We start from the raw sequence: 12850 nt of genomic DNA, 5'->3' as shown, positions 1-12850 counted from the left end.
ATTCCGGAAACCGTATAATAGCCATTCAACAAATGACAGCGAAAGGTTGGCAGCGGCAATGGCTTATATTGAAGTATCCGATGTACACAAATCATTTGAGGGGCGCCGCATCTTGCACGGCATGAATTTTCAAGTAGCGGAGCATGCCGTCGTGGGACTGTTGGGGCCAAACGGTTCCGGCAAAACGACCATGATCCGATTAGTAAACGGCGTCATCCTTCCCGATCAAGGCAGCATGAGGGTCGCAGGCTGGAACCCTCTTACGGAAGGGAATGAGATCCGGAGAAATGCCGGCATTGTTACTGAGGGCGCAGGATTGTACCATGACATGAGCGCTTTGGAGAATTTACGTTTTTTTGCCCGGCTGTACGGTGTTACGAAGCATCGAAGGGCCGAGGAACTGCTCGAGCAGTTCGATTTGACTCCTCATAAGGACCGTCCCACAGGCCAATTCAGTACAGGGATGAAAAAACGGCTGGCACTGGCAAAAGCACTTCTGCAGCGGCCATCCTTGTTGTTCTTGGACGAGCCGACTAATGGATTGGATCCCGAAGGAATCCATGAGGTTCTGCATCATTTAAAAGAACTTAATGCCAAGGAAGGCACTACCATACTGATATGTTCTCACGTGCTGCAGCAAATGGAATCGGTTTGCGGCTCCTATATCCTGATGGAATCGGGAAAAGTTATTGCCCAGGGGACCAAGGAATCATTGGAACGGACGTACAGGCAAGATCTCCGGCTTCGGGTGGAAACCGGATTGCAAATGGAAAGCGCTGCTGTTTACGGCTACCCGGTTTGCCGCGAAGGAGTCCATTCTTTAGAATTTACTCTCACCCGTAAAGAGGACATCTCCCCTTTGCTCACATCCATCTTGCAGGAAAGCTGGGTACATTCGGCTGAAATCGTAAACCGGGACCTTGAATCACTCTATTTTCTGATCAAAGAGGGTGCTCGTCCATGAATTGGAATTGTGTATGGGCCATCGCGTCCAAAGATATGAAAGCTGTCTCTTCCAACAGCAAACTATGGATTCCCCTCCTGGTCTTACCCATACTTTTCTGCGTAGTGTTTCCGGTTGGACTGATTTTGGCGGCTCCGCATGCCGCAGGCAGCGATACATTGGAGTTGATTCGCAGTATGACGGCCAATCTGCCGCAAAGAGGTGTCATCTCAGAAATATCGGCTATGCAGGTGCCGGGGCATCAGCTCATCTACCTTGCAGTACATTATTTGCTGCTGCCGGTATTCCTGATTATTCCTTTGATAACATCGATGGTTACGTCAACCAACAGTTTTGTCGGGGAAAAAGAACGCCGTACACTGGAAAGCCTGCTCTTCTCGCCAATCAGCATCCTTGAACTGTTTACAGGAAAAGTGCTGGCCTCACTCATCCCTACACTGGTCATCTCCGCCTCCGGGTTTGCAGCTTTAGGAGTTGTAGTCGACACCATGACTTACTCAACGTTCGGCAAGCTTATCTTTCCGAGTGCGAATTGGCTGATTCTTGCATGTTGGCTGGCTCCGGCACTCACCTTCTGCAACATTCTGTTCTGCGTCCTGATTTCAGCCAGGGTAAAGGGATATCAGGAAGCCCAGCAAATTTGCGGGGTGACGATACTGCCTGTTGTGGGGCTTGTCATCGGGCAAATAACCGGGTTGTTTCTCCTCAGCCCGTTTCTTCTTATAATCATAGGTGGCATTCTTCTGGCGATGAGTTTATTCTTATTACAGAGGATTTCAGCCATGAACGGACGGCATGTACTGTTTGAAAAACAGATCCACTAACCGCTGGCTGAAGCTAAGGATTAAAGGAGCGATGAGGAAGATGGGCAAAAGGATACTGATCTTTACCGGAGGCAGCCTGAGCGATTGGGCGGTTGAAGAAATTCAAGATGGGGATTTCCTGATCGGAGCGGACCGCGGCGCGCATTTTCTGATTCAACACGGAAAAGTGCCCCATGTGGCGGTAGGAGATTTCGATTCGGTTACAGAGGAGGAATTCGGCCGGATTCAGCGGACAAGCCTGGAGACCATCTCCTGTGATGCGCTGGAGAAAGACTTGACGGATACGGAGCTGGCATTCGACTTGGCCTTATCTTATGATGCCGAGGAAATCGTCATTATCGGGGCATTAGGCACCCGCTTCGATCATTCGCTGGCCAACGTTCATCTGCTGGTCAAAGGCCTTGCCAAACATGTGCTATGTAAAATCGTGGATCAAAAAAACGAAATATTGCTGGCAGACAGGCCCATGCAGATCGTGAAAGGCAAATATTCACACGTATCGCTGCTGCCGCTGACTCCGCAAGTAACGGGCATCACGCTGGAAGGTTTCCAATACCCTCTAACCAATGCCGTCTTAACGCTGGGGCAGTCTTTGGGAATCAGCAACCGTCTGCTTGATGAATCGGGTATCGTGCACCTGGAAACCGGACAGCTCCTGATCATTAAAAGCAGGGATTAAACCGTTCTCCTCCGCAGGTATGCCTGTTGTATCCCTGACCGGATTATGTTAAAATCTAACTTAATTAAAGCCAAGTGCTGGAACACTTGGCCGTCACAATTGGCTTGAATGGGCTTCCCTTCGAAGTCATGTACGAATGATAACTTCACAAGTTTACGAAAACCCACCTTAGGCGGCAACCTTCGGGTGGGTTTTTACTTTTTACGGTCATTTCGGATGTAAGTTAAAAGTGCGAGAAGAAAACTCCCGAATAAAAACATCAGCGAAACGGCGTCGTTCAGTTCCATGGCCTCACCCCCTTCCGGAAGGAAAACCGGCCCCCACCCAAGATTCAATTGTTCCCTTATTGTACCATGATTAGATAATGCGAACAAGCGTTCTTGTCTTCTGTTCTTATTTTAGTTCTTACGCCTTAATCTCTAGTTCATTTTGCCTTAACCGGGCTTAATCAGATCCGAAAATGGGTATACAAGATGCGTAGGGTTTCGGTATTGAACCTGGTTTACGAACTAGACAGGAGGCGAATGCGCTATGGAACGGACATTCATTATGATTAAACCGGACGGAGTCCAACGCGGACTGATTGGGGAAATCGTCAAGAGGTTTGAACTGAAAGGATTTCAACTGGTGGCATGCAAACTGCACAGGGTAACGAAAACACAAGCGGAGTTTCATTACGAGGAGCATAAAGGAAAGCCGTTTTTTCAGGAGCTGGTATCCTTTATCACTGCCGGTCCTGTGTTTGCCATGGTTTGGGAGGGAGATGAAATTATTACGTTGTCGCGCAACATGATGGGTAAGACCAAAGTGCTCGAGTCCCAGCCGGGAACGATCCGCGGAGATTATGCGCTGCATACGGGAACGAATATTATTCACGGTTCGGACTCTCCCCAATCGGCAGAACGGGAAATCGGAAACTTCTTTAACAAGGAAGAACTCGTAGACTACAGTAAAATCATTCAACGATGGGTGTAATTGAATACAATAGGAAACAGCCCTGCTGCAACGGCAGGGCTGTTCACTTGCCAACTTTAAACGATGATCTTCCGGCCTGTCCTCGCCAAGGAGATATGGCCAGGCAGATCATACGTATTTCTCACATCTACATCATGAGACATATGGGTAAAGACAGCCCGTGCAGCTCTTGTTTCCTTAACGACACCGATCCCTTCTACGATATCGTAGACAGATCTCGTAGACATTTCATACGGCTCACGGTAAAAGCTTGTACCAAGGATCAGCATATCCACATCATTCATTGGCGCTTTCTCATCATCGTTCAAATGAATCGCATCCGAACAATACACCCAGGAACGGTCTCCCGCTGCAAATTGGTACGCGAAAGAATATCCGTTCTTTCCATGGGATACTTTCCAAGGAGCAATCTCCCACCCGTGCAGTGTGATGCCTTGATCTATTGCAAGAAACTCCAGATGATTCGCAATCCAAGGATAACGCTCAATGCACGCTTTGTTGACTTCTTCGGGCGCATACACGGTCCCTCTCACTCCAAGCCATCTGCAAGCATCCGCCCACTCCGGCAGGCCGCCGATATGGTCATGATGCGCATGGGTCAGGAGTACGCGGTGCAGCTGCCGAATCCCGATCGCTTCCATTTGGGAGGCCCAGTCCGGACCGCAATCCAACAGGAGTTCTGTTTCCGACGCCTCTCTTGCCTCTGCAAGGAAAGTTTGAAGGGGATCCGGAGTTTCCGATTCCGAAAAGTCGATCCATATCGACGAACGCAGACGGCGGTTTACGCCTTCCAACCTCGCTTCATTGCATACCTGACAACGGCAGTATACCCTCGGGACACCCATGGAATCGCCTGTTCCTAAAAAAGTAATTACAGCCACGATGAGGCTCCCCCTAATTCCTTACTTCAAGGATTAATCCCCGTCCAGCAGGTTGCCTAACCCGCCTAGAATGCTTCCCTCTTCTTTACGTCCTGCAGGGCCTGCCGCGGACAGGACACGATCCGCCAAGCGGCTGAACGGCAGCGACTGGATCCACACTTTTCCCGGACCGCGCAGTGTGGCAAAAAACAGGCCCTCTCCACCGAACAGAGCCGTTTTGACGCCTTTTACAAACTCAATGTCATACTGTACATCTCTTGTCATCCCGACTAGGCAGCCGGTATCCACACGAATCATTTCACCGGGCCGCAGAGTGCGCTCATAGATCGTGCCGCCCGCATGAAGAAATGCAAGTCCGTCTCCTTCAATCTTCTGCATTATGAATCCTTCGCCTCCGAAAAAGCCGACACCAAGCTTACGCTGGAAGTCAATCCCTACGGAAACGCCCTTAGCTGCGCAAAGGAATGAGTCTTTCTGGCAGATGATTTTCCCTCCCAGTTCACTCAAGTCCATAGGAATGATCCGGCCGGGATAAGGCGATGCGAACGATACCTTTTCTTTGCCGCGTCCCATATTCGTAAACACCGTCATGAAGAGGCTTTCTCCGGTAAGCAGGCGTTTGCCCGCACCGAACAGTTTGCCCATCAATCCCTTATTGTCTTGGGAACCGTCGCCGAAAATCGTATTCATCTGAATGGAAGAATCCATCATCATCAAGCTGCCTGCTTCCGCAATGACACTTTCCTGCGGATCCAGTTCCACTTCTACAAACTGCATTTCACTTCCGTAAATCTGATAATCGATCTCATGAGAATTCATCTCGTTTCATTTCCTCCTTAAGTTGTACTGATACACGGACTACTTCTACAAAGGAAGTAAGGCTACCTCTTTACGGCTGCGCAAATCTTCAATCATGACAACCCAGGTTTCCGGTTTTTCGCTCAGCACTGCATAATAGGTTTCTATAAAATCAGCGATCAATGAGGCAGGGAGTGCGTTCACCCCGTTCTGCATCGGCATAAAGCACAAATCAAGTCCGGTCACCGCTTCGCCTGAATTCTCCCAGGATGGATGTACGTAAGGGAAGTCCAGCTTTTCATAACCTAAGTGTGACAGAACTTCCCTTCTCACAAAGGGATCCATCGGCTTCACGCCTCCAAAATTATGGTCCATATCGCGATAAGGGTCATAAATTTCCGCAAACATTCCGCTTAGGGTTTTGCCAGCTTCGGATGCCAGGCGCAGGAGGTCTTTTTCCCGTTCTTTATATAAAAAACGGCCGATCCCGAGACCATGCCTGCCGATAATCGTAAAATCCGTCATTGCCACGTTAAAAGAAGAATAATAGCGGTATTCCGTAGCGCCAACCACATCATCTGTTTCCTTTAGAACCGCAACGTACACCTGGATGCCCGGATCTTCCAGCGGCTCTTTCCATAAAGAAAATTCCAACACTTCCTCAGGAGGAAACACGTCCCCCATCAAGTTGTGCATTTTACGGAAATACGGATCGTTAATCGATACAATCCGGTGATATTTCAGCTGATCTGTTGTGTTCATCCTACTGATTTCCTCCATTCCAAAATGGGTTCTTCCATTCCATTAATGCAGCATAATTCATGGATTCTTCATCCTCGAGATAGTCAGGGACGACGCCTACCGGCGTGCGTCCGCAGCGGAGCAGGAATGAAATGACAGGGTCGCTGCGCTCCCCCTTCATGACACTTTCCAAGTATTGTTCCGCACTCAAAAAGCCAGCTTCCTTTGTTTCTGCAAAAGCAGCAGCAGCATCAGCGTACCCTGGCATGCGCCCTCCGCCTAGCAGCCTCCGAAGACGCAAATGTACGACCACTTCATACATCGACTGCATCAGCCATTTGCCAAGCCCGGTCTTCCGGTACTCCGGCGATACGCAGATATCTGCTATGTACAGTGTGTCTCCTGACGGATTGTGATTCCGTATGTATCCTGCATCCGTGACTTCCTGCCAAGAATGAGCCGTTCCGCTTTGCTCGGACCCGATAAGCAATCCGGTCACGGAACCGACGATCCTTCCGTCAGCCATGGCACATAACGCGCCTTCCGGAAACCGCTTTACATGGTTATACAGCTGCTCCTCGTTCCAAAGCAATTCCTCCGGAAACGGGGGCGGGAAGCTTTCGCGCTGGATCCGGATCAACTCGGCAAAATCAGCTTCCCGATAATTGCGGATCTCCGCCTTCATCGGCTTCCTATCCCTGAAAACGTAAAGTTCTTTACGCATAGGCTGCTCCTTTAGTTCCAATCCGTATACAGATCGGTCCTGCGGTCACGCCACGTCGTCACGGATCCGCGCTCACGCACTTCGTACAGCAGCTCAAGATCCAAATCCGCCGTAACAATCATATCGTCATTGATGACGCCCTCAATTTGAATGCCTGCCGGAGGGAACGGAATATCGTTCGGCGTGATCACGGCTGCCTGGCCGAAATTCGCACGCATGAAATCCACCTTCCTAAGCGCCCCTACGGTTCCGGTGGTTACGATATAAACTTGGTTCTCGATCGCCCTGGCATGGCAGCAATAGCGTACCCGGAAAAACCCCTGCCGGTCATCCGTACAGGAAGGGCAGAAAATAACGTCTGCGCCCTTAGCTTTGGCCATCCGGACAATCTCCGGAAATTCAATATCGTAACATGTGAGCATGGCCATGCGTCCTTTCGGCGTGTCAAAAACCTCCAGGCCGTCCCCTTCGGACATATTCCATTCCACTTTCTCCGTAGGCGTTACATGCAGCTTCGCCTGCTCATGTATGGTTCCATCCGGTCCGAAATAATGTGCCGTGTTGTATAACTTCCCTTCTTTTCTTACAACATGCGTTCCTGCAATGATATGGACATGATAATCCGCGGAGAGCCTTAGGAACAATTCTTTATAAGAGTCCGTGAAGTCCGGCAAATCCTCGATCGTACGGGGATTACCATGTTCATCAGGGATCGACAGGAGCTGTGTCGTGAAGAACTCCGGAAAGAGCACAAAATCCGCAGAAAATTCCATAGCCGTCTTCATGTAGTGGGTAACCTGTTCCTCAAACTCGGCAAAACTCCGTATATCCTGAAGAGCATATTGGACTGCCGATACTCGGGTTTTCATGTAATAAAACTCCTTTCCATGGGGATTCTAATTTCTGGCCAGGTAACTCCTTCATTATAAAGGATATGCCCCGGCATTTTCATGTCAAACTCAAACTTATTAGAATTTTTTCATTTGATTCTAATAAAGCGGTTAAAACGTTGATGGAGCAAGGGTTTGCGCGTTTTCTGGAATAAATTAGGCTGTTTCTTTTCTGCTATATTGGTTGCAGGCATTATCAACTCAGAAAAACTTCAGGAGGCACGAGATGATTACAAGAAATAAATTTATTCGCACCATTGCACAAATCGGACTTTGCGCCGCCATTGGAATGTCCAGCTTGACACTGGCCGCACCTCATAAAGCGGAAGCAGCAACTTCCAGAGGCGATAAAGTCATTTCTATAGGAAAAAAATATTTGGGCGTAAGATATCAGTTTGGCGCACCTACCGGAACTACACGCACCTTCGATTGCTCTTCTTTCACGAAATATATTTACAAAAAAGTGGGCGTGTCCCTGCCGAGAATTTCCAAAGACCAAGCTAAAAAAGGTTATAAAGTTGCTAAATCCAACCTAAGAAAAGGTGATCTTGTTTTCTTCTGGGGCAGAAACGGCAAAGGCAGAGTCGCTCATGTCGCGATTTACGCCGGAAACAACAAACTCCTGCACACGTACAAAAAAGGAGTCGGCGTTACGTATTCCTCCCTTAACAGCAGTTACTGGAAAAAGCATTACGTGACAGCACGCCGCGTACTCTAATCTATACTTTCAAATGAAAAATTGCACCATTCTATAACATAACCCCCGACCGATCACCGGCGGGGGTTTCCCTATGTTTATTTTGGAATATTAATGACCATGGTGGTCCCAACCTGTTTTTCGCTGTAGACTTCAATGTAGCCGCCATGCAGTTCCACAATTCCTTTGGCAATCGACAAGCCCAGCCCAACACCGCCCGTGGTCCTCGCTCTGGCTTTATCTACACGGTAAAACCTTTCAAACAAGAACGGTATCTCTTCAGCATCGATCCCTATGCCTTTGTCAATAATTTTCACTTTACAGTATCTTTGATGTTCCTGGATTTCGATATGGATAGGCTCGGTACTGTATTTGATGGCATTATCGATGAGAATGATAAATACCTGCTTCAATTTGGCGACATCGCCGCTTACATACAAGTTGGTTTGATCGCTTCGGAGTTCAATGACCCTGCCGAATGCTTGTTCCATCATCACTGCCGTCTCACTGGCAAGCGTTACAATATCTACCCATTCCCGGATTACCCATTCCTCATGCTCCAGATCCGCCAGCTGCAAAAGGGATTTGGTCAGTTCTTTCAGGCGGATCGCTTCAGAATGAATCGCTTCAATCGCTTCCTCCTGGATTTGCGGGTCGTCCTTTCCCCACCTGCGGAGCAGGCTGATATAACTTTCAATGATCGTCAGAGGAGTTTTCAGCTCGTGGGAGGCATCGGCAACAAATTGCTTTTGCCTGGAAAAGTTCTGCTTTAGACGATCCATCATGCTGTTAAACGCTGTGGCCAGCACATTTAATTCATCTTTTCTGCTTCCTTTGGTTTCAATTTTCCGGAACTCCCCGCTTTTCTGGTTTTCCCTCATCGTTTTGACAAAAGAATAGATAGGACGTACCAGCAAGGCGGTGTAAAAGTAACTGCCCAGCAGAGAAAGCATGACAGCGCATAACGATGACACAATCAGCGCATTCAGCAGCACATCCAGATAATATTGCAGCCTCATCAGCTTATGCCCAATCTCCAATGTTCCTACTTGTATGTGGGCAGCATTATAGATGGGAGTCTGCACAAACACATATTTGACTTTATCCTTCGTAAAGGAATTAGAGCCTGACTTTAAACTTTGCTTTGGCGGAACTTCCGCCAATTCGGGATCGGAGTACACACTGTTTTTGACTGCCCCATCTATTCCCACAATACGGATCATCTCGCTTGCCACTAAAAACTCAGATAACAAATTTGGACGGTCCCATTGGGACTTCTGATCGATATTTTTCACATTCAGGATCGTCGAGGCTTTATCCCGCATTAATTGCAATTCGCTGCGCGTGGACAAATTGTCGAAATAGAAATAGATAAAAATATTAAACAACAACAGGATGATAATCAGCCATATCGTAGAGAAGAGAGCGAACCTGCTTCGAAAATTCATCATTGCGGTTCCTTGATTAAATAGCCGATGCCCCGGCTCGTATGAATCAGCTTGACCGGGAATCCTTTGTCAACCTTTTGCCGTAGATACCGGATATACACGTCTATCACATTCGTATCGCCGACAAAATCATAACCCCATACTTCGGATATAATTTCTTCTCGAGATACTACTTGATTTTTGCGTTCGGCGAGATAGGCTAGCAGGTCGAACTCCTTAGGAGTCAGCTCGATGTTCCGGTTCTCCCGGATGACGCTTCTCGTTCTCGTGTCGATAGACAAGTCATCCACCTCGATGACATGCGATACCGGTTCCTGCTGTTGGACCAGCCGAAGAAGATTTCGGATTCTGGCCAACAGTTCTTCAATCGCGAACGGCTTTGTCACATAATCGTTTGCTCCGTGTTCAAATCCGCTGACTTTTTCTGGTATCGTATCTCTGGCTGTAACCATCAGAACCGGTACAGAAGTATTGCTCTGCCGGAAGCGCCGGAGCACCTCAATCCCGTTCAATTCGGGCAGCATCACGTCCAGCAGGATCAAATCCCAATCCCCCTGAACAGCCTTCTCCAAGCCTGTCCGCCCGTCCTGCGCCACCTGTACCGTATATCCCTCATGTTCCAGTTCAAGCTGCAGAATTCTCGCAATTTTTTCTTCGTCTTCTATAATCAAAATGTTAGTCATCTGCTCACCTTTGCTGCGTTCGGTATCGTAAACCTTTGAGAATATATTACCCAAGTTAGGGGCTTTTAAAATAACACAAAAACAGCCCCCTCTGCAAAAGCAAAGAGAGCTGCCGCATGTTCCTGCCCTATCGTCTGGCGGTTCGCTGGGGTACGGAGGCTGTGTCCTGCTCGAACCTTTTACGTTCCGTCCGTTCGATTTGCATAATTCTGCCGTCGTGCACCGTAATGGATACGCTGCCGTATTCCATTCCTTCCAGATTGCTGATAATCCGTTTCAACCACACTTCATCGATTTGCAGCGGTTTCCCCATCTTCCATTCCTCCCTATATGACCCAGTCATTCCAGTCTTTCTTGCGTTTGGCCGTATACGTCAACCAGTCTTTGGTTTTCTCAATGACAGCTTCGCTGCTTCTCTGATTGGAGTAGGTATGATCGCCGCCCATGATGATATCCTTGTCACACTGCCCGGATGCACGCATCCAGAACAAACGCTGATACAGGAAGCAATACTCCGAAGGGATGACTACATCGCTGCTTCCGTGAAGTACATACACATCGCCTTTAAATCTCTTGGTAGCTTCCAAAGGTTTATTCTCCTGAAGCGATTCGAAGAAGGCCGGCTGAAACGAATACCCGAGAAAATCGAAACTCCCCCGGCTGTTGGCAAGCTCATGCGCTTTCTCCCCTACGATCTGCACGATATCCTTGTAAGGATACGCCACGGCGGACCATAGTATCAATGATTTCACCCTGGCATCCTCGGCTGCAGTTAATACCGCTACCGCGCCGCCAAGACTGTGACCTAGAAGCGTAATCTGGCTCGGATCCACACAATCCATAGTGACGCCGTAGTTGATGACATCACGTGTCTGGGCCACCAGTTCGCTTAGGCCTCCTGCACCGTAATCCCCGCCGCTTTCCCCGCAGCCTGCGTAATCGAACCTCAGCACCATCGAGCCGGCATCGGCAAGTTCCCGGGCCGCTTTCACAAACAGCCGGTCCACACCGATCCTGTTGCCTACAAATCCATGGCATATGATGACGAGGGGCCAGCGGCAGCAATCCGGACGTTCCACCTTTGTCTTGGGATAATGCAGCGTAGCTGCCAGTTGTATGTTCTCGCTTTGGATGGATAACGTTCGTTCCATGCCCAGCCCCTCCTTTATCTTATTATTCCTACCTATTTAGTATGATATTAGAGATCATAACACCATCATACGTACCCGTCAACGGGTTTGATCCGCGGTCATCCGATTAATTATTATAAATTTGATCGAAGGTGCCGCCGTCCTCAAAATGCGTTTTTTGCGCCTTTTCCCAGCCGCCGAAATCTTTAATGGTAATTAAGTTTAATTGTTTAAACTGGCTTGCAAAATTCTTAGCTACTTTCTCATTTGTAGGGCGGTAAAAGTTTTTGGCAGCGATGGTCTGGCCGGTTTCCGTATACAAGTAATCCAGGTAAGCTGTAGCAACTTCTCTTGTATTCTTCTTTTCTACATTTTTGCTTACTACAGCTACCGGCGGCTCAGCAAGAATACTGAGGGATGGAGTAACAATTTCAAACTTGCCTCCGTATTCCTTTTTGGCCAGATAGGCCTCGTTCTCCCAAGCAATCAGCACATCCCCTAGTTCCCTCTCCACAAAGGTAGTCGTAGAGCCGCGTGCGCCGGAATCCAGAACAGGAACGTTACGGAACAGTTTTTGGACGAAAGATTTCACTCTCTTCTGGTCGCCTTTGTACAGCTTGTTTGCATAACCCCATGCGGCCAGATAATTCCAGCGGGCACCTCCCGAAGTTTTCGGATTCGGCGTGATTACGGAAATGTTCTCTCTCGTCAGATCGTTCCAGTCTTTAATTTTCTTGGGGTTGCCTTTCCGGACCAGAAAAACGATGGTAGAAGTGTAGGGAGCGCTGTTTTTTGCTAACTTCTTTTCCCAGCCTGCTTTGATCAGGCCGGCTTTCTCGATGGCATTAACATCATAAGCCAAAGCCAAAGTCACCACATCCGCTTTCAGACCGTCAATGACCGACCGGGCTTGTTTCCCCGAACCCCCGTGGGATTGCTTTACAGTTACCTTCTGTCCTGTTTTCTTTAACCAATAAGAAGCAAAAGCTTTGTTGTACTCCTCGTACAGTTCACGGGTCGGATCATACGATACATTGAGAATTTCTACTTCCTTCGGCTTTTGCGCAGGTGCCGCCCAAGCGCTTCCCGCAAGCCCCACCAGCATGGAGGCTGCCAACAATACTGCTGTAATCTTTTTCATTTGCCCATCTCTCCCTTTAACCTCTGTTTTTGAGTAAAACAAAAATGGCCCCCGATAACAGAAATTCCACGCATCTCTAAAAAAGCATACGATTCTTCCCATTTCAGCGGCCTCCGGCTTTCCGGTCGGCGGTATCAAGTTGTATGTGACCATAATATTCCACCAATTCCGATGTGTCAACTAGGTATTAAAAATAAATTTTTCTTATGTCCACGATCAATTTCTTTTAACCACTTTTCCGCCTCTGCATATAAAAATATAGTACTTAACCTATT

16 protein-coding genes are annotated in these 12850 nt (G+C 48.3%); 5 read left to right on the top strand and 11 right to left on the bottom strand.

Translation table 11 applies throughout. From position 1 onward, the window contains the following. Nucleotides 1-58: 58 nt before the first annotated feature. The 3 genes from ACFSUF_RS07145 to ACFSUF_RS07135 are packed head-to-tail and all read left to right on the top strand — an operon-like array spanning nucleotide 59 to nucleotide 2467. Complete coding sequence (locus ACFSUF_RS07145) at nucleotides 59-964, top strand: ABC transporter ATP-binding protein (protein WP_377601513.1); 906 nt, start codon at nucleotides 59-61, stop codon at nucleotides 962-964. Continuing rightward, complete coding sequence (locus ACFSUF_RS07140) at nucleotides 961-1788, top strand: ABC transporter permease subunit (protein WP_377601511.1); 828 nt, start codon at nucleotides 961-963, stop codon at nucleotides 1786-1788. The genes ACFSUF_RS07145 and ACFSUF_RS07140 overlap by 4 nt, the downstream gene beginning before the upstream one ends. A gap of 31 nt (nucleotides 1789-1819) precedes the next feature. Further along, nucleotides 1820-2467, top strand: coding sequence for a thiamine diphosphokinase (locus ACFSUF_RS07135; RefSeq protein WP_377601509.1), 648 nt, complete (start codon nucleotides 1820-1822; stop codon nucleotides 2465-2467). A 194-nt stretch (nucleotides 2468-2661) separates the two neighbouring features. Here the strand turns inward: ACFSUF_RS07135 and ACFSUF_RS07130 are convergent, their stop codons facing one another. Continuing rightward, nucleotides 2662-2754 carry a putative holin-like toxin gene (locus tag ACFSUF_RS07130; protein WP_377601507.1) on the bottom strand — a complete coding sequence of 31 codons (93 nt, stop codon included), beginning with the start codon at nucleotides 2752-2754 and terminating at the stop codon, nucleotides 2662-2664. 244 nt (nucleotides 2755-2998) lie between these two features. On the opposite strand from ACFSUF_RS07130, the gene ndk reads away from it, so the two are divergent. Beyond that, nucleotides 2999-3442, top strand: a complete 444-nt coding sequence (gene ndk, locus ACFSUF_RS07125) for a nucleoside-diphosphate kinase (RefSeq protein ID WP_377601505.1) — start codon at nucleotides 2999-3001, stop codon at nucleotides 3440-3442. A gap of 56 nt (nucleotides 3443-3498) precedes the next feature. Here the strand turns inward: ndk and ACFSUF_RS07120 are convergent, their stop codons facing one another. From ACFSUF_RS07120 to ACFSUF_RS07100, 5 genes are read right to left on the bottom strand one after another with little or no spacing between them, the layout of a single operon-like run. Then, nucleotides 3499-4323, bottom strand: a complete 825-nt coding sequence (locus ACFSUF_RS07120) for an MBL fold metallo-hydrolase (protein WP_377601503.1) — start codon at nucleotides 4321-4323, stop codon at nucleotides 3499-3501. Between the two features lie 33 nt (nucleotides 4324-4356). Then, on the bottom strand, nucleotides 4357-5142 hold the full coding sequence (locus ACFSUF_RS07115) for a TIGR00266 family protein (RefSeq protein WP_377601501.1): 786 nt from the start codon (nucleotides 5140-5142) through the stop codon (nucleotides 4357-4359). A 45-nt stretch (nucleotides 5143-5187) separates the two neighbouring features. Further along, on the bottom strand, nucleotides 5188-5865 hold the full coding sequence (locus ACFSUF_RS07110) for a GNAT family N-acetyltransferase (protein ID WP_377601775.1): 678 nt from the start codon (nucleotides 5863-5865) through the stop codon (nucleotides 5188-5190). A 19-nt stretch (nucleotides 5866-5884) separates the two neighbouring features. Beyond that, nucleotides 5885-6586, bottom strand: coding sequence for a GNAT family N-acetyltransferase (locus tag ACFSUF_RS07105; RefSeq protein ID WP_377601499.1), 702 nt, complete (start codon nucleotides 6584-6586; stop codon nucleotides 5885-5887). An 11-nt stretch (nucleotides 6587-6597) separates the two neighbouring features. Beyond that, complete coding sequence (locus ACFSUF_RS07100) at nucleotides 6598-7455, bottom strand: carbon-nitrogen hydrolase family protein (RefSeq protein ID WP_377601497.1); 858 nt, start codon at nucleotides 7453-7455, stop codon at nucleotides 6598-6600. 247 nt (nucleotides 7456-7702) lie between these two features. On the opposite strand from ACFSUF_RS07100, the gene ACFSUF_RS07095 reads away from it, so the two are divergent. Beyond that, the gene (locus ACFSUF_RS07095; RefSeq protein WP_377601495.1) at nucleotides 7703-8194 is read left to right on the top strand and encodes a C40 family peptidase; all 492 of its coding nucleotides are present in this window, start codon (nucleotides 7703-7705) and stop codon (nucleotides 8192-8194) included. Between the two features lie 77 nt (nucleotides 8195-8271). On the opposite strand, the gene ACFSUF_RS07090 is transcribed toward ACFSUF_RS07095, so the two are convergent. The 5 genes from ACFSUF_RS07090 to ACFSUF_RS07070 form a co-directional block, all read right to left on the bottom strand. Then, nucleotides 8272-9624: a sensor histidine kinase gene (locus tag ACFSUF_RS07090; RefSeq protein WP_377601493.1), complete on the bottom strand. Its 1353-nt coding sequence runs from the start codon at nucleotides 9622-9624 to the stop codon at nucleotides 8272-8274. Further along, the gene (locus ACFSUF_RS07085) at nucleotides 9621-10304 is read right to left on the bottom strand and encodes a response regulator transcription factor (RefSeq protein ID WP_377601491.1); all 684 of its coding nucleotides are present in this window, start codon (nucleotides 10302-10304) and stop codon (nucleotides 9621-9623) included. The genes ACFSUF_RS07090 and ACFSUF_RS07085 overlap by 4 nt, the downstream gene beginning before the upstream one ends. Nucleotides 10305-10431: 127 nt before the next feature. Beyond that, nucleotides 10432-10617 carry a YezD family protein gene (locus ACFSUF_RS07080; RefSeq protein ID WP_377601489.1) on the bottom strand — a complete coding sequence of 62 codons (186 nt, stop codon included), beginning with the start codon at nucleotides 10615-10617 and terminating at the stop codon, nucleotides 10432-10434. A gap of 13 nt (nucleotides 10618-10630) precedes the next feature. Next, nucleotides 10631-11455 (bottom strand): alpha/beta hydrolase, encoded by an 825-nt coding sequence (locus ACFSUF_RS07075; protein WP_377601487.1) that lies wholly within the window; start codon nucleotides 11453-11455, stop codon nucleotides 10631-10633. A gap of 106 nt (nucleotides 11456-11561) precedes the next feature. After that, a complete protein-coding gene (locus ACFSUF_RS07070; RefSeq protein WP_377601485.1) occupies nucleotides 11562-12575 on the bottom strand; it encodes a sulfate ABC transporter substrate-binding protein in 1014 nt (337 codons plus the stop codon). Between the last annotated feature and the right edge of the window lie 275 nt (nucleotides 12576-12850).

It is taken from the genome of Paenibacillus gansuensis, from assembly GCF_042684925.1.
Classification (GTDB): Bacteria; Bacillota; Bacilli; order Paenibacillales; family DY6; genus Paenibacillus_N; species Paenibacillus_N gansuensis.
The sequence above is the reverse complement of the archived record's forward strand: the minus strand, read 5'-3'. Positions and strand labels throughout refer to the sequence as shown.